At 48.2% G+C, this 19,538-nt stretch carries 19 protein-coding genes; 13 read left to right on the forward strand and 6 right to left on the reverse strand.

What is annotated here, in order from left to right:
* Nucleotides 1-21: 21 nt before the first annotated feature.
* From CP950_RS03050 to CP950_RS03090, 9 genes are all read left to right on the forward strand, one after another.
* The gene (locus CP950_RS03050; RefSeq protein ID WP_272867608.1) at nucleotides 22-1,137 is read left to right on the forward strand and encodes a M50 family metallopeptidase; all 1,116 of its coding nucleotides are present in this window, start codon (nucleotides 22-24) and stop codon (nucleotides 1,135-1,137) included.
* A 77-nt stretch (nucleotides 1,138-1,214) separates the two neighbouring features.
* Nucleotides 1,215-3,482: an outer membrane protein assembly factor BamA gene (gene bamA, locus CP950_RS03055; RefSeq protein ID WP_096672436.1), complete on the forward strand. Its 2,268-nt coding sequence runs from the start codon at nucleotides 1,215-1,217 to the stop codon at nucleotides 3,480-3,482.
* A gap of 18 nt (nucleotides 3,483-3,500) precedes the next feature.
* Nucleotides 3,501-4,028 (forward strand): OmpH/Skp family outer membrane protein, encoded by a 528-nt coding sequence (locus CP950_RS03060; protein ID WP_096672352.1) that lies wholly within the window; start codon nucleotides 3,501-3,503, stop codon nucleotides 4,026-4,028.
* Between the two features lie 5 nt (nucleotides 4,029-4,033).
* Complete coding sequence (gene lpxD / locus CP950_RS03065; RefSeq protein ID WP_096672353.1) at nucleotides 4,034-5,095, forward strand: UDP-3-O-(3-hydroxymyristoyl)glucosamine N-acyltransferase; 1,062 nt, start codon at nucleotides 4,034-4,036, stop codon at nucleotides 5,093-5,095.
* Between the two features lie 76 nt (nucleotides 5,096-5,171).
* Nucleotides 5,172-5,621 carry a 3-hydroxyacyl-ACP dehydratase FabZ gene (fabZ, locus tag CP950_RS03070; protein ID WP_096672354.1) on the forward strand — a complete coding sequence of 150 codons (450 nt, stop codon included), beginning with the start codon at nucleotides 5,172-5,174 and terminating at the stop codon, nucleotides 5,619-5,621.
* The gene (gene lpxA / locus CP950_RS03075; protein ID WP_096672355.1) at nucleotides 5,621-6,418 is read left to right on the forward strand and encodes an acyl-ACP--UDP-N-acetylglucosamine O-acyltransferase; all 798 of its coding nucleotides are present in this window, start codon (nucleotides 5,621-5,623) and stop codon (nucleotides 6,416-6,418) included. Before fabZ ends, lpxA begins: the two co-directional genes overlap by 1 nt.
* A 12-nt stretch (nucleotides 6,419-6,430) precedes the next feature.
* Nucleotides 6,431-7,633: a lipid-A-disaccharide synthase gene (gene lpxB / locus CP950_RS03080; RefSeq protein ID WP_096672437.1), complete on the forward strand. Its 1,203-nt coding sequence runs from the start codon at nucleotides 6,431-6,433 to the stop codon at nucleotides 7,631-7,633.
* Nucleotides 7,633-8,232 (forward strand): ribonuclease HII, encoded by a 600-nt coding sequence (gene rnhB / locus CP950_RS03085; RefSeq protein WP_096672356.1) that lies wholly within the window; start codon nucleotides 7,633-7,635, stop codon nucleotides 8,230-8,232. The genes lpxB and rnhB overlap by 1 nt, the downstream gene beginning before the upstream one ends.
* 11 nt (nucleotides 8,233-8,243) lie before the next feature.
* Complete coding sequence (locus CP950_RS03090; protein WP_243391900.1) at nucleotides 8,244-9,065, forward strand: TrmH family RNA methyltransferase; 822 nt, start codon at nucleotides 8,244-8,246, stop codon at nucleotides 9,063-9,065.
* An 18-nt stretch (nucleotides 9,066-9,083) separates the two neighbouring features.
* On the opposite strand, the gene ppsR is transcribed toward CP950_RS03090, so the two are convergent.
* Nucleotides 9,084-9,911, reverse strand: a complete 828-nt coding sequence (gene ppsR / locus CP950_RS03095; RefSeq protein ID WP_096672358.1) for a posphoenolpyruvate synthetase regulatory kinase/phosphorylase PpsR — start codon at nucleotides 9,909-9,911, stop codon at nucleotides 9,084-9,086.
* A gap of 106 nt (nucleotides 9,912-10,017) precedes the next feature.
* On the opposite strand from ppsR, the gene ppsA reads away from it, so the two are divergent.
* On the forward strand, nucleotides 10,018-12,420 hold the full coding sequence (gene ppsA / locus CP950_RS03100) for a phosphoenolpyruvate synthase (RefSeq protein ID WP_096672359.1): 2,403 nt from the start codon (nucleotides 10,018-10,020) through the stop codon (nucleotides 12,418-12,420).
* Nucleotides 12,421-12,484: 64 nt separating this feature from the next.
* Here ppsA and CP950_RS03105 read toward each other — a convergent pair whose 3' ends face one another.
* From CP950_RS03105 to smpB, 5 genes are all read right to left on the reverse strand, one after another.
* Nucleotides 12,485-13,375 (reverse strand): proteasome-type protease, encoded by an 891-nt coding sequence (locus CP950_RS03105; RefSeq protein WP_207760182.1) that lies wholly within the window; start codon nucleotides 13,373-13,375, stop codon nucleotides 12,485-12,487.
* 63 nt (nucleotides 13,376-13,438) lie between these two features.
* Nucleotides 13,439-14,239, reverse strand: a complete 801-nt coding sequence (locus CP950_RS03110) for a transglutaminase family protein (RefSeq protein WP_096672360.1) — start codon at nucleotides 14,237-14,239, stop codon at nucleotides 13,439-13,441.
* An 8-nt stretch (nucleotides 14,240-14,247) separates the two neighbouring features.
* Complete coding sequence (locus CP950_RS03115) at nucleotides 14,248-15,237, reverse strand: alpha-E domain-containing protein (RefSeq protein WP_096672361.1); 990 nt, start codon at nucleotides 15,235-15,237, stop codon at nucleotides 14,248-14,250.
* A 17-nt stretch (nucleotides 15,238-15,254) separates the two neighbouring features.
* Nucleotides 15,255-16,667 carry a circularly permuted type 2 ATP-grasp protein gene (locus CP950_RS03120; protein ID WP_096672362.1) on the reverse strand — a complete coding sequence of 471 codons (1,413 nt, stop codon included), beginning with the start codon at nucleotides 16,665-16,667 and terminating at the stop codon, nucleotides 15,255-15,257.
* A 92-nt stretch (nucleotides 16,668-16,759) separates the two neighbouring features.
* Nucleotides 16,760-17,212: an SsrA-binding protein SmpB gene (smpB, locus tag CP950_RS03125; protein ID WP_096672363.1), complete on the reverse strand. Its 453-nt coding sequence runs from the start codon at nucleotides 17,210-17,212 to the stop codon at nucleotides 16,760-16,762.
* A 26-nt stretch (nucleotides 17,213-17,238) separates the two neighbouring features.
* Here smpB and CP950_RS03130 point away from each other — a divergent pair, with 26 nt between their 5' ends.
* From CP950_RS03130 to guaB, 3 genes are read left to right on the forward strand one after another with little or no spacing between them, the layout of a single operon-like run.
* Nucleotides 17,239-17,670 carry a type II toxin-antitoxin system RatA family toxin gene (locus CP950_RS03130; protein WP_096672364.1) on the forward strand — a complete coding sequence of 144 codons (432 nt, stop codon included), beginning with the start codon at nucleotides 17,239-17,241 and terminating at the stop codon, nucleotides 17,668-17,670.
* Nucleotides 17,663-18,025 carry an RnfH family protein gene (locus CP950_RS03135; RefSeq protein ID WP_243391901.1) on the forward strand — a complete coding sequence of 121 codons (363 nt, stop codon included), beginning with the start codon at nucleotides 17,663-17,665 and terminating at the stop codon, nucleotides 18,023-18,025. The genes CP950_RS03130 and CP950_RS03135 overlap by 8 nt, the downstream gene beginning before the upstream one ends.
* Before the next feature lie 25 nt (nucleotides 18,026-18,050).
* On the forward strand, nucleotides 18,051-19,517 hold the full coding sequence (guaB, locus tag CP950_RS03140) for an IMP dehydrogenase (protein ID WP_096672365.1): 1,467 nt from the start codon (nucleotides 18,051-18,053) through the stop codon (nucleotides 19,515-19,517).
* Nucleotides 19,518-19,538: the final 21 nt, after the last annotated feature.

Here is a 19,538-nt window from a genome sequence, read left to right on the forward strand (position 1 = left end):
GACTTGCAAGCACTGATTAATTTGGCGGCTTTTCTCCTGACTATAGGAGTCTTGGTGAGCTTCCATGAGTTCGGCCACTTTTTTGTTGCGCGCTGTTGCGGGGTCAAGGTGCTGCGCTTTGCTTTGGGCTTTGGCAAACCGCTATTCACTTACCACGCCAAAAATGGGACCGAATGGGTTATCGGCGGCATTCCCATGGGTGGTTATGTGAAGCTATTAGACGGGCGAGATGAAGGTCAAAAGATTGCACCCCATGAAAAGACTCAGTCATTTGATGCTAAGCCGCTATGGCAACGTTCCGCAATTGTGGCTGCTGGCCCATTAGCCAATTTTGTGCTCGCTATCATCTTATTTACGGTAATTTATGTCAGCGGCGTGCCTCAACTACCCGCTCGCTTGCAGGCGCCTCCTGAGCATTCTGTAGCGGCTTCCTTGGGTATTGCGGTTGGTGATCAGGTGGTGGGCTGGAAATCCGGCGATCGCAATGAATCTCAGGAGATCGATGCCCAAGCATTCATCAGCATCCCTAGTTGGAACGCATTGCGCTGGGAATTGATGGACGCCCTTACGGGAAAACAGGGTTTTTCCCTGGAATTACAAAGCGACACTGGAGGGCGCTATGTAAAACACTTCCCCGCGGCGGAGCTTCCAGAGATGCAGCCAGGATTGGACCCATTTCAGGCGCTAGGAATCTTGCCGCAGCTAGCCCCTGCTAGTGGCTGGACGGAGCTGAAATTGACCCCCTTAGACGCTCTGGAATTCGCGGTTCACCGGGTTTGGCTGATTGGCAAGGTAAGTGCACGCCTGATGGTGGGTTTATTTACCGGGAGCACCTCCATCAAGCAATTGAGCGGCCCCTTGAGCATTGCGGATATGGCTGGAAAGTCAGCTCAGATCGGCTGGCAGCCATTTGTGGCCTTCTTGGCCTTGATGAGTATTAGTATTGGGCTACTGAATTTAGTGCCTTTACCAATGTTAGACGGGGGACAGCTCCTGTATGATGCATGGGAATTGGTTGTTGGCAAACGAATTACGGTTTCGATGCAAGCTAGGCTCCAAAAAGTGGGTCTCGTCTTGGTCTTATCTTTTTCCTTGCTGGCCTTGTTTAACGATTTGCAACGCTACCTTTCGCCTTGAATTTTTTGAATATCTCCCTCAAATCCGTTACCCGTTTTATCGCTCAGGTAGCTTTGGTTGCTACCGCATGCTTTTGCATGAACGCCCATGCCGCTGACCCTTTTGTAATTAAAGATATTCGTATCGAAGGGCTTCAACGGGTTGAGCCAGGTACCGTGTTTAGTTATTTGCCCGTTCAAGTAGGCGAAAACTTTACCGAGGAAAAAGGGGCAGAATCGATCAAGGCCTTGTACAGCACAGGGTTCTTCAGGGATGTGCAAATTCAGGCGCAGGGTGACGTTTTGATTGTCATCGTAGAAGAGCGACCCACGATTTCTCGTATTGAATTTACTGGCATGAAAGAGTTCGACCAGGAAATCGTGCGCAAGTCTTTGAAAGCGGTAGGCGTGGCTGAGGCCCGTTTTTACGATAAAGCACTGATTGACAAAGCCGAACAAGAACTAAAGCGCCAGTACATCAGTAAGGGCATGTACGCGGCCGAGGTGGTTGCTACCGTAACGCCGGTAGAGCGTAATCAGGTTGCGATTTACTTCAACGTTGACGAAGGCCCCACCGCGAAGATTCAAGCAATCAACTTTATCGGCAACGAAGTGTTTAGCGAAAGCACCCTCAAAGACGAAATGCAGTTAAAGACGGGTGGGTGGTTATCTTGGTACTCCAAAGATAATTTGTATTCCAAGCAAAAACTGACTGCCGACTTAGAAAATATTCGCTCTTACTATCTCAATCGCGGTTATTTAGAGTTCGTAATCGAGTCCACTCAGGTATCTATCACCCCAGATAAAAAAGGCATTTATCTCACCATCAGCATTCGTGAGGGTAAAAAGTTCACTGTGAAAGCGGTTCGCTTGGCTGGAGATTTATTGGGCAAGGAGGCGGAGTTAATGCAGTTGATTACGCTTAAGCCTGGTGACACCTACTCTTCAGCAAAGCTTACGGAGAGCACCAAAGCCATCGCCGGAATCTTGGGGTCATATGGCTACGCATTTGCTAACGTCAATCCTCAGCCAGACATTCGTCGCGAATTAGCTGAGGTTGATCTCACTTTGGTGGTAGATCCAGGTCGCCGCGTCTACGTGCGCAAAGTAGAGATTACCGGTAACGCCAAAACCCGCGACATCGTCATCCGCCGTGAAATGCGCCAGTTTGAAAGCGCTTGGTTTGATAGTGAGAAGATTGATTTATCCAAGAAACGCTTAGGCCGCTTAGGTTACTTTACCGAGACGGATATCACTACCCAAGACGTCCCTGGGACGCCTGATCAGGTTGATGTCAATGTCAAAGTGGCCGAGAAGCCAACCGGTTCGGTCACGCTCGGCGCTGGTTTTTCCTCTACTGAAAAGTTGATTCTTTCAGCAGGTATTAATCAAGATAACGCATTTGGAACAGGTACTGCGATTGGTTTAAATGCCGCTGTCGGTAAAATTAATCAAAGTCTAACCTTGTCTCAATACGATCCTTACTTCACAGAAGAAGGTATTAGCCGCTACACCGACCTCTATTACCGTTCCTCCAAGCCCTTGTATTACGTAGGTGATCCTGATTATCAAATTAAGTCTGTAGGATCCAATATCAAGTTTGGGGTCCCTTACACTGAAGTTGACCGCGTATTTTTCGGAACTGGTGTAGAGGCATTTCAAATTAATACCACCGTAAATACGCCATACCCCTATCTTCAATACGCTCAAAGTTATGGAGTACCAGCACCAGGCTATCCAGGAACAGTTAATACGTATAACGTTCCTTTGACAGTGGGCTGGTCACGTGATGGACGCGATAGCGCCTTAATTCCATCAGCGGGCTCATTGGAACAGTTGTCCGGTGAGGTCGGAACGCCAGTCGGGAATATGACGTTTTATCGCCTTTTTGGCCAGTACCAAAAGTATTACTCTTTTTCCAAGGCCAACATCATCTCGTTTAATGGCGAGGTGGGTTACAGCCAGGCATACGGAAGCAACCCCTTCCCAATTACCAAAAACTACTACGTCGGTGGTATTGGTTCTGTTCGAGGCTATTCCCCTGGCTCTCTAGGCCCTACTTACTACAACACCCTCACGGGCGTCAATCAGCCGGTTGGTGGTCAATCCAAAATCGTGACTAATTTGGAATATACCGTCCCAGTACCAGGCACTGGTACCGACAAGACCCTGCGTATGTTTACTTTCGTTGATGGCGGTAACGTTTTTGGGCAAAATATTAATTTAGTTTTACGCTATTCTTATGGCTTGGGCATATCATGGATATCTCCATTAGGTCCGCTAAAATTCAGTTATGGTATTCCGATCAAAGCTTTGCCAACGGATAATATTCAGCGTTTGCAGTTCCAAGTTGGTACGGCGTTTTAATTGTTTAAGGAAAGAGTTATGAAGCTTCGTCAATCATCTGCATGGATTCAATTGGGCTTAATTGCCTTATCAACTGCCGCGCTTACGCCGCTTGCTTTTGCGCAAGACGACACCAGCCGGATTGGCGCTGTCAATGTTGAAAAAGTCTTTAATGAATCCAATTTGGCAAAACAAAGTCAAACTCGACTACAGAACGAATTCGCTAAACGCCAAAACGAATTACGTGATGCGGCCCAAAAGATTAAAGCAGCTGCTGAAAAGTTAGATCGTGATGCAGCCGTCATGAGCGAAGCCGACCGCGTCCGTCGTCAACGTGAATTAGCTGATCAGGATCGCGAACTGCAGCGTAAGCAGCGTGAGTACACCGAAGATCTGAATCAACGTAACTTTGAAGAGCGCGGTAAGGTTGCTGAGAAAGCCAATATTGCATTGAAGCAAGTCGCCGAGCAGAGAAAATTGGACGTGATTGTTCAGGACCCGGCCTATGCTAATCCCAAGGTTGACGTCACTGATGATGTCATCAAGGCATTAAACAACCTCAAGTAAGTCCTATGCCTACCGCCATCGAGCTGGCCGAACAGTTTCAAGCAAGCTTGGTGGGGGAGACCTCACTCCGTTTTGATAGCCTTGCCCCTTTAGAGCAGGCCCAAGCAAACCAGATCTCGTTTCTATCTAATCCACACTATCGTCAGCAGGCTGCGGACAGTAGTGCTGGCGGACTGATTGTCAGCCCTGCGGATCTAGAGTTTCTGCAAGGTCACCCCAACTCAGTTGATTCTCAGCGGGTCTATTTTGTTGCCAAGAATCCTTATGTGACCTTTGCCCGCATGGCGCAGCATTTCGCAAAAATGTCCTCGCCAACTTATGCGGCTGGCATCCACCCAAATGCGGTGGTTGATCCATCGGCCATCATTCCAGTCAGCTGCCACATTGGCCCATTTGTGCATATCGGGCCAAAGGTGGTTTTGGGAGAGCGGACTGTGATTGTCGGCTCAAGCTCTATTGGCGAAAAAAGTGTTTTAGCAAGTGATTGCCTTGTTTACCCCAATGTCTCGATTTACGCTGATACGCATATCGGTGAGCGTTGCATCATTCATAGTGGCGCAGTCATTGGTGCCGATGGTTTTGGCTTTGCTCCTGATGTTTCCGCGAGAGGTCTTGAGTGGGTAAAGATTCCGCAAACCGGTGGTGTGACCATTGGGGATGATGTTGAGATTGGCGCTTCCACCACGATTGATCGTGGGGCGATGAGCAATACCATCATCGGTTCCGGTACTAAGATCGATAATCAAGTGCAAATTGCGCACAACGTCAGCGTGGGGCAGGCTTGTGTCATAGCCGGTTGCGCAGCCATTTCTGGCAGTACGAAAATCGGCAACTTTTGTATTATTGGTGGTGCAGCTAACTTTGCCGGCCATCTGACCATTGCCGATAGAACCACCGTCTCGGGAAATACTTCTATCATTCGCTCTATCACTGAGCCTGGACAGCATTACACCGGCGTGTACCCATCGATGCTTCATAAAGCCTGGGAAAAAAATGCCGCTATCTTACGCGGTCTAGATAAAATACGGCAACGTTTACGTTTCATCGACAGAGATCGGGATTTGTAGTCGTAATGAAGTAATCAGTTGTATTACAGAAACTCAACCAATTTTATTGTTTTAATTTTTCTTCGCAGGCAATCTTATGAGCACACCAGCAGCTATTGATATCAACAAAATTATGAAATTGCTACCGCATCGGTATCCGTTTCTTCTGGTTGACCGCGTACTGGAATACAGTCCGAAAGGAAGTATTACCGCGATTAAGAATGTCACGATTAATGAACCTTTTTTTCAAGGGCACTTCCCTGATTTTCCGGTGATGCCAGGCGTATTAATTATTGAGGCTTTGGCACAAACTGCTGCCTTACTCACTTTTACCGAAGCCAAGCAAGAAGACGCGATTTACTATTTCGCAGGAATCGACGCCGCGCGCTTCAAAAAGCCCGTAGTGCCTGGCGATCAATTGGTGATGGTGGCTACTTATCAGCGCGAAAAGGCCGGCATTTATAAGTTTCATGTCAAGGCAACGGTGGATGGCGAGTTAGCAGCAGAGGCAGACATTACTTGTGCTGTGCGCACGAAAGGGGCGTAATGACTCAGATTCATGCAAGCGCCATTGTTGATAGCAAAGCTGAGGTAGATAGTAGCGTTGAGATTGGTCCTTACTCAGTGATCGGCCCCAATGTCAAGATCGGCGCTGGGAGCAAGATCGGCTCACACACCGTCATTGAAGGCTTTACCACTATCGGCAAGGAAAATCACTTTGCGCACTTTGCAGCCATCGGCGGCGCACCTCAGGATATGAAATACCGTGGCGAGCCAACCCAATTGATTATTGGCGATCGCAATACGATTCGCGAGTTCACTACCATTCACACTGGTACCGCTCAAGATGAAGGCATCACCCGCATTGGGGATGACAACTGGATCATGGCTTATGTGCATATTGCTCATGACTGCCAGATCGGTAATCACACCATTTTTTCGAGTAATGCCCAGATTGCGGGCCATGTCCAAGTAAATGATTGGGCCATCATGGGCGGCATGTCGGGAGTGCATCAATTTGTTCGTATTGGACAACATGCCATGCTCGGCGGTGCTTCAGCTTTAGTTCAAGATATTCCACCATTTGTGATTGCCGCAGGGGATAAAGCCTCACCCCATGGCATTAACGTGGAAGGGCTCAAGCGTAGAGGCTTCACAAGTGAAACCATTAGCGCTTTGCGTCAGGCTTATAAATTACTTTATAAAGATGGCCTGAGTTTCGAAGAGGCTAAGGTAGAAATTCAGAAGCTGGTACTTGCTAGCTCTGCAGATGCAGCAACAGCTGAGAAGCTGGCGCAGTTCCATGATTTTATTGCCGCTTCTACTCGCGGCATTATTCGTTAACACGGCTTGGCTTTGCCTAAATTAGCCTGTGTTGCTGGAGAGCCTTCGGGTGATTTGCTGGCTGCTCCAGTACTAAGTGCACTTAAGCAGATTCCGGATATGGCTGGGCTAGAGGTTTATGGAATTGGTGGCCCCCGCATGCAGGCGGAGGGCATGCGCTCAGACTGGCCAATGGATACATTGAGCGTGCGAGGCTACGTCGAGGCAATCCGGCAATTGCCTGCGATTCTGAAACTGCGGCGCGAGCTCTTGACGTATTTGCTAGGCGAGGGGCGTCCCGATGTTTTTCTGGGAGTGGATGCGCCCGACTTTAACTTAGGCGTTGAAACCGAATTACACAAGGCGGGTATTCCTACTTTGCATTTGGTTTCTCCTTCAATTTGGGCCTGGCGGGCAGGACGCATTCATAAGATTAAAAAAGCAGTGGATAAGGTATTGTGCATTTTTCCATTTGAGGTCGATATATACGAACGCGCCGGCATAGCTGCGAGCTACGTAGGTCACCCGCTCGCAAGTGATATACCGCTTGAGCCCAATCCAAATGCAGCTCGGCAAAAGATTGCGCAACTATTAAAGCGGCCAAGTGGTGCCTTGGAGGGTACAGTCGTCGCTGTTTTGCCGGGCAGTCGCGTATCGGAAATTGATCTTATCGCCCCCGTTTTTTTTGAGACGATGGCATTACTTGCCGACCGCCTAGCGGGAGAAAAACTGCATTTTGTAATTCCTGTGGCGACTCCGCAATTACGTCCAGCCCTCGAACTGTTGCTCGAAAGAATGCAAACGCGCCTGCCTGAAATTCAGATTGTGTTGCTAGATGGCGAAGCTGACGCCGCACTTGAAGCGGCAGATGTGGTGCTCATTGCGAGTGGTACCGCCACCTTGCAAGCAGCCCTCTGGAAAAAACCCATGGTGATTGCTTATAAAGTGCCTTGGCTCACCGCGCAGATCATGAAGCGCCAGGGCTACTTGCCTTATGTCGGCCTGCCCAACATCTTGTGTGGTGAATTCGTCGTACCGGAATTACTCCAAGACAACGCTACCCCTGAAAAGTTAAGCAATGCAGTGCTCGAATGGCTGGAAAACCCAAGCAAGGTGAGCGCACTCAAAGAGCGTTTTGCAAAGATGCATGAAATCTTGCGTAGACCTACTGGGCTGTTGGTAGCGCAAGCGGTAACGCAAATGATGACAAGTCAACGCGCCAAGCGAGCCCAGTGATGAGTGAGATTTGGATTTGCGGAGTAGATGAGGCTGGCCGCGGACCTTTGGTTGGTTCGGTGGTGGCCGGCGCTGTCGTGTTAGACCCCTTGCATCCTATTGAGGGACTAAAAGATTCTAAAAAATTATCCGCTAGCCGCCGCGATTTTTTGTTTGAGCAAATTCAAGCAAAAGCCAAGGCTTGGGGTATTGGCGAGGCCAGCCCACTTGAGATCGATCAGTTGAATATTCTGCAGGCAACCATGCTTGCGATGAGAAGGGCGATTGAAGATCTTGCTACCCGTTTAGGCGGGTGGCCTGATAAAGCCCTGATCGACGGCAATCGTTGTCCTGAGCTACCTATTTTGGCTGAGGCCATTGTGAAAGGCGACTCTAAAGAGCCCGCAATTTCGGCAGCATCCATCTTGGCAAAAGTAACGCGCGATCGTCAAATGGCGCAGTTGCATGAACGCTTTCCGCAATATGGATTTGCGCAACATATGGGGTATCCCACACCATTCCATTTTGCCGCCTTAAAAGAATTCGGCGCCTGCATTGAGCATCGCCGGACCTTTGCCCCCGTGCGACAGGTCTTAACTTTGATCCAGCAGGCAGAGTAAGGTATATGGCAATGGAACTGATTAGCTCTAAGGAGAATCCCCTTTTTAAAACGATTCGCCTCTTGCAGGCAACCGGGTCGAAGGGGCAAAAAACCAGAATCGCCTGTGGTCAAGCATTGCTTGAGGGCATTCATTTGGTGCAGACTTGGGTTGGTGATCCTGCACTGGAAGTGCTTATCACCTCCGAGTTGGGCTTGCAGAACCCCGAGATTTCAGAAGCAATCTATGCTCATCTGGAAAGCTGTCCCCAAACGCGCGTTCTGCAACTGGATGTGAACTTGTGGGATAACTTGAGTGAACTAGTCAATGCGCCACATGTAGCAGGGCTCTTGGCCTTACCGCAGTCTTGCCTAAATCCGCCTGCAGTAACAGCTACCTTGGATGGGGATGTATTGATTTTGGACCGTATTCAGGATGCCGGTAATGTGGGTACCTTATTGCGCACCGCAGCTGCGGCAGGTTTTACCCAAGTGTTGGCCATATCAGGCTGCGCGCATTTGTGGTCCAGTAAAGTGCTGCGAGCCAGCATGGGCGCGCACCGACTCTTAAATCTCTATGAAGGTTGGTCCAATCAACAAGTCTTAAGTGCTGTCACCGCACCCTTGTTAGCTACCACCGCGGATGGCTCAGTAGACCTATACGAGCTGCGGCAAGAGCTGCTGCATCCCGTTGCCTGGGTAATGGGAAGTGAGGGTCAGGGAGTTTCTGCAGATCTCATGGCGCAAGCCAAAGGGGTGTCTATACCGATCGACCCCCGCGTCGAGTCACTCAACGTTTCTACGGCTGCAGCGGCCTGTTTATTCGAGACGGTGCGGATGAGGCGTAGCAAGTAGAGCAGTGCTCGCCTTAACTTAGCCCAAGATTGTTTTATCGGATTTTAGGGATTGCAGGACGGTCGTAGCAATTTCCTCAATGGATTTGCTTGTAGTGAGAATCCAGGGAATCGACTCTCTCTTCATCATTGCAGTGGCTTCGTTGATTTCATAGCGGCAGTTTTCGAGCTTGGCATAGTTACTCCCTGGGCGCCGTTCATTCCGAATCTCCGATAAGCGTTCCGCATCAATCATCAAGCCAAAGATTTTGCTACGGTAGGGCACCAAATCCTTGGGCAGCTCTCCCCGCTCAAAATCTTCAGGAATTAAGGGGTAGTTGGCTGATTTGAGGCCATATTGCATGGCTAAATACAGGCTGGTTGGGGTCTTACCAACCCGCGAGATGCCCACCAAAATGACGTCCGCGTCTGCTAGATTGCGATTTGATTGGCCATCATCATGGGCTAATGAGTAATTAATCGCTTCAATTCGGTTCTTATATGCGTCGGTATCCGCATTGTGATGTAGCCGGTTCATGGCATGGGTGGATTTAATGCCAAGGGCATTTTCTAGTGGGGCTACAAAGGTTTGGAACATATCCAAAATGAGCCCATTGGCCTTACTCACAATACTATTGAGCTCCGGATTCACCAAAGTAGTGAAAACAATAGGTTGCACACCATATTTTGAGGCCGCCTGATTAATGCTGGAGACGGCATCATGGGCTTTTTCTACCTTATCCACAAAGGGCACGCGAATACGATTAAAAGTGGCGTCAAATTGCGCCAAAATCGATTGGCTAAAGTTATCGGCAGTAATGCCGGTGCCGTCAGAGACAATAAAAACAAGCCGGTTTTGGGGGGTCATCAGTTTCACTTACGGGCTAGAGTCAGCACTACAATAGAGGAATATTGAAGTATGCCGTATTTTGAGCGGCTGCTAGACCAGTTTCTTTAACTTTAGTGAGCTTTATATGTCCAACCAACAGCAATCAACTAGTAATGTAGCGAACGCTTATGTTTTACCTTTCGAGCAACTCCGAATGACAGATGTCGAATTTGTCGGCGGCAAGAATGCTTCCTTAGGTGAAATGATTTCTCAATTGTCTGCGACGGGTGTCAGAGTGCCAACGGGGTTTGCAACAACCTCATTAGCATTTCGTGATTTCCTAGAGCACAACAATTTGACTGATCGCATTCACAAGCGTTTAGAAAATCTCAATATTGATGATGTCCGCGCCTTAGCTGAAGCCGGTAAAGAAATCCGTCATTGGATCGAAGCGGCGCCATTTCAGCCTCGCTTAGAAGAAGAAGTTCGTAATGCTTTTAAAGTCTTGGATGATTCCGGTAAGGGTTCCTTTGCGGTACGCTCTTCTGCTACTGCGGAAGATTTGCCAGACGCTTCATTTGCCGGTCAGCAAGAAAGCTTCCTCAACGTCGAAGGCATCGAGCATGCCTTACTCAAGATTCGGGAAGTCTTCGCCTCTTTGTATAACGATCGCGCGATTTCCTATCGTGTGCATAAAGGCTTTACGCATAGCGAAGTCGCCTTATCCGTTGGTGTTCAACGGATGGTGCGCTCCGACTTAGGTGCAGCTGGTGTGATGTTTACTTTGGATACTGAATCTGGCTTTGAGGATGTTGTCTTCATTACCTCTAGCTACGGCTTAGGTGAGACTGTGGTTCAAGGTGCAGTGAATCCAGATGAGTTTTATGTGTTCAAAACGACTTTGGCGCAGGATAAGAAGGCGATTATTCGCCGCTCTTTAGGATCCAAACTCATTCAGATGCAATTCGCTCCAGCAGGTTCTGCCGAGAAAGTAATCACTGTTGATGTGACTCCAGAGAAGCGCAATCGTTTTTCTTTAGAAGATGCTGACATTACTGAGTTGGCTAAATACGCCGTCATTATTGAAAAGCATTATGGCCGTCCAATGGATATCGAGTGGGGTAAAGATGGTCAAGATGGCCGTATTTATATTTTGCAAGCTCGTCCAGAGACAGTAAAGAGTCAGGCCGCTGGCCAAGTAGAGATGCGCTACAAGCTTAAGGGCAGCTCTAAAGTATTAGTTAAGGGCCGTGCGATCGGTCAAAAGATTGGTGCAGGACCAGTACGCGTAATTCGTGATCCGAGTGAGATGGATCGCGTACAGCCTGGCGACGTCTTGGTAGCGGATATGACTGACCCTAACTGGGAACCCGTCATGAAGCGTGCTTCTGCAATTATCACCAACCGCGGTGGTCGTACTTGCCACGCCGCGATTATTGCCCGCGAGTTGGGTGTACCTGCGGTGGTCGGTTGCGGTGATGCTACTGAGCACCTCCAAGACGGCATGATGGTAACGGTATCTTGTGCTGAAGGCGATGAAGGTCATGTCTACGATGGTTTGATTGAAACCGAAGTGAGTGAGATTTCTCGCGGTGTCTTGCCAGAGATTCCAGTGAAGATCACGATGAACATCGGCAATCCTCAGCTGGCTTTCGACTTCTGCCAGTTGCCTAACGCAGGTGTTGGCTTAGCTCGCCTTGAGTTCATTATCAATAACTACATTGGTGTGCATCCACGGGCAGTACTGGAATATCCCAATATTGATCCTGACTTAAAGCGTGCGGTCGAAAGCGTAGCACGGGGTTATGCAAGTCCACGTCAGTTCTATGAAGATAAGCTGGTTGAGGGTGTTGCTACTATTGCAGCGGCCTTCTATCCAAAACCAGTGATTGTGCGTTTATCGGATTTCAAATCCAATGAGTACAAAAAACTCATCGGCGGTTCACGCTATGAGCCCGATGAAGAGAACCCAATGCTGGGCTTCCGTGGTGCTTCACGTTATGTCTCCGCTGATTTTGGCGAAGCCTTTGCGATGGAATGCGCGGCAATGAAGCGTGTTCGCGAAGATATGGGCTTGGACAATGTCGAGATCATGATTCCGTTTGTGCGCACGATTAAGCAGGCTGAGCGCGTGATCGACATGATGGCGAAGTTAGGCCTTAAGCGTGGCGACAAAGGCCTGCGTTTGATCATGATGTGTGAGATTCCATCAAACGCGATTTTGGCTGATCAGTTCTTAGAGTATTTCGATGGATTCTCAATCGGCTCGAATGATATGACGCAGTTGACCCTCGGCTTGGATCGCGATTCCGGTATGGAATTGTTGGCCATTGACTTTGATGAGCGTGATCCTGCAGTCGAGTTCATGATTGCGCGCTCGATTGATGCTTGCCGTAAGCAAAACAAATACGTGGGTATTTGCGGTCAAGGCCCTTCAGATCATCCAGACTTTGCTCGTTGGTTGGTGGCGAAAGGCATTACCTCAATTTCCCTCAACCCGGATAGCGTAGTGGCTACCTGGGAAATGTTGGGTAAGTCAGAGGCATAGGTCGGGAAAGAAAAAAGACCTAGATGATGAATCTAGGTCTTGAGTAGTATCCGAGGTGGTTTGTTTAGGCTTTAGCCTTTACGGCCACCTTTTTTGTTAGTCGTCTATTTTTAAGGCCAGAGGCGGCGGGTTTAACCACCTTCTTTTGGCGAGATTTTATTGGCTGGTGAATGACCTCTAGTGCCGCCATTTTTTTGGGGTTTGTGGCGATGGCGCGGGTCTTATTAGCACCTGTCCAGCTTGGCTCAGCAATCGAATTGAAGGCCTCGCGTAGCCTGTCGCCCCAGTGCTGATGGATCATCTGAAAGTAGGGATTGGATTCATCCAAAGTAACTAGCTTGCCCGCCTTGAATGAGTTCTTCTCGTAAACTAGTAAATCGAGCGGTAGACCAACGGAAATATTGCTATTCAACGTAGAATCCATCGAAATCAGTGCGCACTTGGTTGCAAGGCTGAGTGGGGAGTTAAAGCTCAACACTCTGTCCAATATGGGCTTGCCATATTTTGATTCACCAATCTGGAAATAACACGTTTCCGTTGTAGCTTCAATAAAATTACCAGCTGAATAAACATTAAATAAACGGGGGCGCTCCCCTTTTACCTGACCGCCAAAAATCAGATTGCAGTTGAAATCAATACCTGCTTTTTCTAAAGACGCATGGTCCCGCTCATAAACTTCTTTAATCGCATTGCCCACAACCACAGCAGCATCATGCGCATTGTCGACATTCCACAAATTATTCCCGTCAAGTAGCTCACCTTGAAGCAAGATCTCTTTAACGGCTTGCGTGATGGCAAGGTTCCCTGCGCTTAATAAGGTAAAAATCCGGTCATTATCCTTTTGGAATATAGTCATTTTCCGAAAGGTGCCGATTTGATCAACACCCGCATTTGTGCGGGTATCTGATAAAAATACGAGACCATCTTTGAGGCAAAGCCCAATGCAATACGTCATTCCACAGCCTTTTTAATTGATTTACTGCTGAGAATTATCGCTGATTTGAGGGCGGTAAGCCGGTTACTGGCTCAAGGCCTGTATTGCAATACTAGCGCTGAGTTGCTCCCCTTCGCCACCGGAACGCACACCTTTTACTGGTGCTGCGGAATAATAGTCACGACCGATGGCTAAGCGAATATGCCGCGCATCGACTAGGCAGGCATGGGTGATATCTACACTAATCCAAATGCCCCGTTCAATATCGCTACAGAAATCAATCCAAGCGTGACTGGCTAAATTAGGAGATTCTTCTGCAAAAAAATAACCACTAACGTAACGCGCAGGAATGCCTGAGGCACGACATAGGGCCAACATGACATGGGCATGATCTTGGCAAACTCCCGATTTCATGGTGAAGGATTGGTTGGCAGTAGTAGCGAAATTCGTTTCACCAGGGGAGTAAATAATTTCAGTTTGTATTGCAGAGGCTAAGGTTAATACTTCGCTGATGGTATTGTTCTTTGGTAAAGACGAGGCAAAGAATGCCAGCATTTCCTCGGAGGGTTCTGTCAAATTGGTCTGTTGCAGTAAGTAGTAGGGTGAAACGGCCTTCGCATCATCTATAAATTCAAAGGCAGCCTCTGTTTGGATTTCACCCTCCGCCTCAATCATCATCGAGGTATATGCATTTTCTTGAACGAAGATATTGCACAGATTTCCAAAGGCATCAATCGAGTTATTGGGTTTTATTGGGGTGTTTACTTTCCACTTCTCTATTTGCTGTCCAGCCACTTTTGGAGGTGTTAAGCGAAGCTCCTGAATGGAATATCGAACAGGTGTTTCATAGCGATATTCAGTGCAATGACGTATCTTTAAGCGCATAAGGGTTTTCAGGCAACTGCCAGTGGAATGAGGTAGGCATTGCTAAATTCATCTGCAATGAAGTTGATGCGCTCTAAGAAGTCCTCAATGAATTCTTCCAGCCCTTGTGTGAAGACCTCATCAATATCAGAATAATCTAGGCTAGCTTTAAGCTTGCCAAGTAAGCGCTCGATTTCTTTGGATTGTAGGTTTTTGACTTCGGATATGAGGGGGATCAATTCATTCACGCAGCACACTAATGAACGAGGCATTTGTTTATTAAAGATCAACAGTTGCGCCACTTTTTTTGGACTGACTTGATCGGAATAAATTTGACGATAAATTTCAAAAGCCGAGACTGAACGCAGCAGGGCAGCCCAGTGGTAGAAATCAAAAAAGTTACCATCAGTGCCCTCAGTGACTTCTTTAAGGTCATTTTCAGGGTTGTTTAAGGCCTTTAGGGTAATCGGATCTTCATACTTCGTTTGCAAAATACGTGCGGTACTGTCCGCGCGCTCTAGCAATGTACCGATGTTCATAAAGTAAAAGGCTTCATTTTTGAGCATGGTGCCATGCATCACTCCTCTAAATAAATGGCAGCGATGTTTTACCCAGTCTAATAGACGGCTTGGATCCGATTGATTGCGCGCTTCTAAAATGCGCTGGAGCTCAAGCCAAGTAGTGTTTTGAGTCTCCCATACCTCTGAAGTAATCTTGCCGCGGATGACTCGGGCATTCTCGCGTGCGGCAAATAAGCAGGACACGATACTGGAGGGGTTGCCAGTTTCATAAATCATGAAATCTAAAATGTTTTCCCGATTGATGACATCGTATTGCGCCCTAAAGGCATCTTCTAGCTTTGAAATCGTCAGTAACTTTTTCCAGCTTTGCTCCAAAAATTCTGCAGGCTGGGGTAGTAAGGAGGTCTGATGATTGACGTCCAACATCCGAGCAGTATTCTCAGCGCGTTCTGTATAGCGTGCCATCCAATATAGGCAATCAGCGGTGCGGCTTAGCATCGGTATTTAGACTCCATCTACTTTTCCAGAACCCAGGTATCTTTGGTGCCACCACCCTGAGAGGAGTTCACTACTAAAGAACCCTCTTTGAGGGCTACACGCGTTAATCCTCCGGGAACCATTTTGATCGTTTTACCTGAGAGTACGAAAGGCCTTAAATCAATATGGCGAGGGGCTATACCAGATTCGACAAAGGTGGGGCAGGTAGATAGCGCCAAGGTAGGTTGGGCAATATATCTATCGGGGTGCGCCAACAGTTGCACTCTAAAGGAAGCAATTTCCTTTTTGCTTGAGGCGGGGCCAACTAACATGCCATATCCGCCCGCGCCATGTGTAAGCTTGACCACGAGCTTATCTAAATTGGCTAAGGTGTATGCGAGATCTTCGGGCTTGCGACATTGAAAAGTTGGCACGTTATTAAGAATCGGTTTTTCACCAAGATAAAACTCAATCATGTCGGGCACATAAGGGTAGATCGACTTATCGTCGGCGATACCTGTGCCAATCGCATTGGCTAGAGTCACGTTCCCGGCCCGATATGCGGATAACAACCCCGCTACACCCAAAGTGGAATTGGAGCGAAACGCGAGTGGGTCAAGAAAGTCATCATCGACCCGACGATAGATCACGTCGACTCGCTCAGGCCCCTGGGTTGTGCGCATAAAGACTTGTTCATTTTTAACGAATAAATCTTTACCTTCGACTAATTCAACCCCCATTTGCTGAGCTAAATAACTGTGCTCGAAGTACGCCGCATTAAACATGCCCGGGGTAAGCACTACGACATTCGGTTTCTTGACGTCATTCGGCTTCAACGACTTGAGGCACTCTAGCAATAAATCGGGATAGTGTTCAACTGGGGCAACACGGTATTTTTGAAAGAGGTCTGGAAAGAGTCGCATCATCATCTTGCGATCTTCAACCATGTATGAAACACCCGAGGGTACGCGCAAGTTATCTTCTAAAACATAGAATTCACCTTCACCCGCTCTGACAATATCAATGCCCGCAATCTGCGCATAGATATCGCGCGGTACGCTGACATTGCGCATCTCAGGGCGGTATTGGGCATTGTTATAAATTTGCTCAGCAGGAATGATCCCCGCTTTGATGATGTCTTCATCGTGGTAAATGTCATAGATAAAGCGATTGAGCGCTTTGACTCTTTGACGCAAGCCGGCCTCTAATTGCTCCCACTCTTTTGCCGCAAAAATTCTGGGAATCTGATCGAAGGGAATGGTTCTTTCTGCAGCGAGGTCATCCCCGTAAACCGCAAAGGTAATGCCCACTCGCCGAAAGATTAAATCCGCCTCAGCCTGCTTCAAGCTCATCAAGCTATCGCTCTGATGTTTTAACCAATCATGAAATATTTGGTAGTGGGCGCGCGCTTTGCCATGGGCATTGAGCATTTCGTCAAAAGGCAGATTCATATGGTTACCATAACCTTTTTAAAGTTGGCAAACCAAAGTCTAGGCACTGGATAGTGCAATGTGCACTAATTTAGTGCAAGGCAGCTGGGCGCTTAGGCGTTGAGATCGCCTCTGGCAATACGTCCTTTTTGGACTTCCCACTCTCGCTCTTTGGTTGCAGCCCGCTTGTCATGCTGCTTTTTACCTCTTGCAAGGCCGATTTCGCATTTCACTTTGCCTTTCGCAAAATGTAGATTGAGGGGTACCAGGGTATAGCCTTTTTGTTCAACCTTACCAATCAGCTTGCGAATTTCTACCGCATTGAGGAGTAGTTTGCGGGTACGGGTACTGTCCGGCACGATATGGGTAGAGGCGGCGAGCAGGGGGGTGATATGACAGCCGATGAGATACAGCTCCGCCTGGCGAATGACGACATACGCTTCTTTGACGTGCACGCGACCGGCGCGGATGGACTTGACTTCCCAGCCCTCCAGCACAAGTCCTGCTTCAAACCGTTCTTCAATAAAATAATCAAAGAAGGCTTTTTTGTTTTCGACGATACTCATATTTATTTAGCTTCTCAAGATCGATTATGGCAGACGTCCACAAGACCGTTTTAATTGGCCAGTCAGCTGACCGCATGTATGGCTTAGTAACGGATGTTGCTAGCTACCCCGAGTTCCTGCCGTGGTGCGGCGGCGTGGAGATTTTCGAGCAAACGGAAACCGTACTCGATGCCAAAATCAATATTCAATTTAAGGGTATTAGCCAGTATTTTCGGACTAAGAACCTCAATCACCGGCCAAATTCAATTGATATGACCTTTGTGGATGGGCCATTTAAGCTTTTCTCGGGCCAATGGAATTTTATCCCCCTAAAGGAAGATGCCTGTAAGGTGGAATTCAAGTTGCACTGGGAGTTTAAGAATATTCTGCTGGAAAAGATTATTGGCCCTGTTTTTGGCCATATTGCTGGCACCTTTGTAGATTGTTTTGTCAAAAGAGCTGAAGAGCTCTATGGCTAAGGGAGTGCCAAACACTGCAATAGATATTTGGCTTTGTGATGCTCGCTTGGGGGAACCAACTCTTAAGCTCTTTACCTGCCATTTGCCCCTAAATGCAACTGCTACGGTTGGCCAGGCATTGATGCAGGCTGGCATAGCATCTGGACCGGCCGACCCCATCCTGGCTCGCAAAGGATGTTTTGGCGTGTTTGGCAAACGTAAAGACTGGGATAGCCCTATCTATGATGGGGATCGGCTGGAACTGTATTCCCCGCTGTTAATTGACCCTAAAACAGTGCGTCGCAAGAAGGCTAACCAGAATCAGGATGCCAAATTCCAGGCCGCTGCTGCCAAAAGGAAGGCCAGGAGGCTATAATCTGTTTTTGTGACTAGGGGTTTTCATGCGACTCATTCAAAAAGCACTCACATTTGACGATGTGCTCCTTGTGCCGGCGTATTCGTCGGTACTTCCTCGTGATGCCAGCTTGGCAAGTAAATTAACTCGCGACATTTCACTCAATACACCGTTGGTATCCGCTGCAATGGATACGGTTACCGAAGGTCGCTTAGCAATTGCGATGGCCAGCGAAGGTGGTATTGGCATTATTCATAAAAATCTGAAGCCGGCTGAACAAGCCCGCGAAGTAGCTAAAGTAAAACGCTACGAGTCCGGTGTGCTGCGCGATCCGATTACCGTTGGCCCAGATACGCCCTTGCGTGCAGTTATCCAGCTATCTCTTGAGAATGGTTTTTCGGGCTTTCCGGTACTGATTGGTAAGGAAGTGGTCGGAATTATTACCAACCGTGACTTGCGCTTTGAAGAGGATTTAGATGCTCCCGTCAAAAGCAAGATGACGCCGCGGGATCGCCTCATTACAGTCAAAGAAGGTTGTCCATTAGAAGAAGCCAAGCGTTTAATGAGTCAGCACCGCTTAGAGCGTGTACTGGTAGTAAATGACCGCTTTGAACTGCGTGGCTTGATTACAGTTAAAGATATCCTGAAAGCCACTGAACATCCGAATGCTTGTAAGGATGACGAAGGTAAATTACGCGTTGGGGCAGCAGTTGGTGTTGGCCCAGACAATGACGAACGCATTGAGCTTTTAGTACGCGCTGGGGTGGATGTGATCGTCGTGGATACGGCCCACGGTCATAGCCAAGGTGTGCTCGACCGTGTTAAGTGGGTAAAAAAGCATTACCCCCATGTGCAAGTGATCGGCGGCAACATTGCTACCGGCGATGCTGCTAAAGCTTTGGTTGAACACGGTGCGGATGGCGTTAAGGTGGGTATTGGTCCCGGCTCTATTTGTACAACACGCATTGTTGCGGGCGTGGGTGTGCCGCAAATCACTGCCATTGTGAATGTGGCGCATGCGCTCAAAGGCACAGGGGTTCCATTGATTGCTGATGGTGGCGTGCGTTACTCGGGTGACGTTGCAAAGGCTTTAGCTGCAGGCGCTAATTCTGTGATGATGGGTGGTCTATTTGCAGGTACCGAAGAAGCTCCCGGAGAAGTCTTCTTGTATCAAGGACGTTCATACAAAAGCTATCGCGGCATGGGCTCCTTGGGTGCTATGGCGGATGGTTCAGCCGACCGTTATTTTCAAAGTGAAATTGGTGCTGCTAATGCAGATAAGTTGGTTCCAGAGGGGATTGAAGGACAGGTTCCCTACAAAGGAAGTGTTCTCACCATCTTGCATCAACTGACCGGCGGTATTCGTTCATCGATGGGTTACCTAGGTTGCAGGACGATCGATGAATTGCATGAGAAAGCCAATTTTGTGGAGATCACATCTGCTGGGGTACGCGAGTCGCACGTGCACGATGTGAAGATCACTAAGGAAGCGCCCAATTACCATATTGATTAAGACTTAAATTAAGGCGGCTTC

It is taken from the genome of Polynucleobacter meluiroseus (assembly GCF_900205755.1).
GTDB classification, from domain to species: domain Bacteria; phylum Pseudomonadota; class Gammaproteobacteria; order Burkholderiales; family Burkholderiaceae; genus Polynucleobacter; species Polynucleobacter meluiroseus.

Bases quoted from the DNA above. Each gene is read 5' to 3' on its own strand.
- ppsA (WP_096672359.1), top strand. From the start codon at position 10,018: ATGTCCAACCAACAGCAATCAACTAGTAATGTAGCGAACGCTTATGTT.
- CP950_RS03135 (WP_243391901.1), top strand. From the start codon at position 17,663: ATGGCTAAGGGAGTGCCAAACACTGCAATAGATATTTGGCTTTGTGAT.
- CP950_RS03105 (WP_207760182.1), bottom strand. From the start codon at position 13,375: ATGACGTATTGCATTGGGCTTTGCCTCAAAGATGGTCTCGTATTTTTA.
- smpB (WP_096672363.1), bottom strand. From the start codon at position 17,212: ATGAGTATCGTCGAAAACAAAAAAGCCTTCTTTGATTATTTTATTGAA.
- rnhB (WP_096672356.1), top strand. From the start codon at position 7,633: ATGAGTGAGATTTGGATTTGCGGAGTAGATGAGGCTGGCCGCGGACCT.
- CP950_RS03120 (WP_096672362.1), bottom strand. From the start codon at position 16,667: ATGAATCTGCCTTTTGACGAAATGCTCAATGCCCATGGCAAAGCGCGC.
- CP950_RS03110 (WP_096672360.1), bottom strand. From the start codon at position 14,239: ATGCGCTTAAAGATACGTCATTGCACTGAATATCGCTATGAAACACCT.
- lpxD (WP_096672353.1), top strand. From the start codon at position 4,034: ATGCCTACCGCCATCGAGCTGGCCGAACAGTTTCAAGCAAGCTTGGTG.
- CP950_RS03130 (WP_096672364.1), top strand. From the start codon at position 17,239: ATGGCAGACGTCCACAAGACCGTTTTAATTGGCCAGTCAGCTGACCGC.
- CP950_RS03090 (WP_243391900.1), top strand. From the start codon at position 8,244: ATGGAACTGATTAGCTCTAAGGAGAATCCCCTTTTTAAAACGATTCGC.
- guaB (WP_096672365.1), top strand. From the start codon at position 18,051: ATGCGACTCATTCAAAAAGCACTCACATTTGACGATGTGCTCCTTGTG.
- ppsR (WP_096672358.1), bottom strand. From the start codon at position 9,911: ATGACCCCCCAAAACCGGCTTGTTTTTATTGTCTCTGACGGCACCGGC.
- bamA (WP_096672436.1), top strand. From the start codon at position 1,215: ATGAACGCCCATGCCGCTGACCCTTTTGTAATTAAAGATATTCGTATC.
- CP950_RS03115 (WP_096672361.1), bottom strand. From the start codon at position 15,237: ATGCTAAGCCGCACCGCTGATTGCCTATATTGGATGGCACGCTATACA.
- fabZ (WP_096672354.1), top strand. From the start codon at position 5,172: ATGAGCACACCAGCAGCTATTGATATCAACAAAATTATGAAATTGCTA.
- CP950_RS03060 (WP_096672352.1), top strand. From the start codon at position 3,501: ATGAAGCTTCGTCAATCATCTGCATGGATTCAATTGGGCTTAATTGCC.
- lpxA (WP_096672355.1), top strand. From the start codon at position 5,621: ATGACTCAGATTCATGCAAGCGCCATTGTTGATAGCAAAGCTGAGGTA.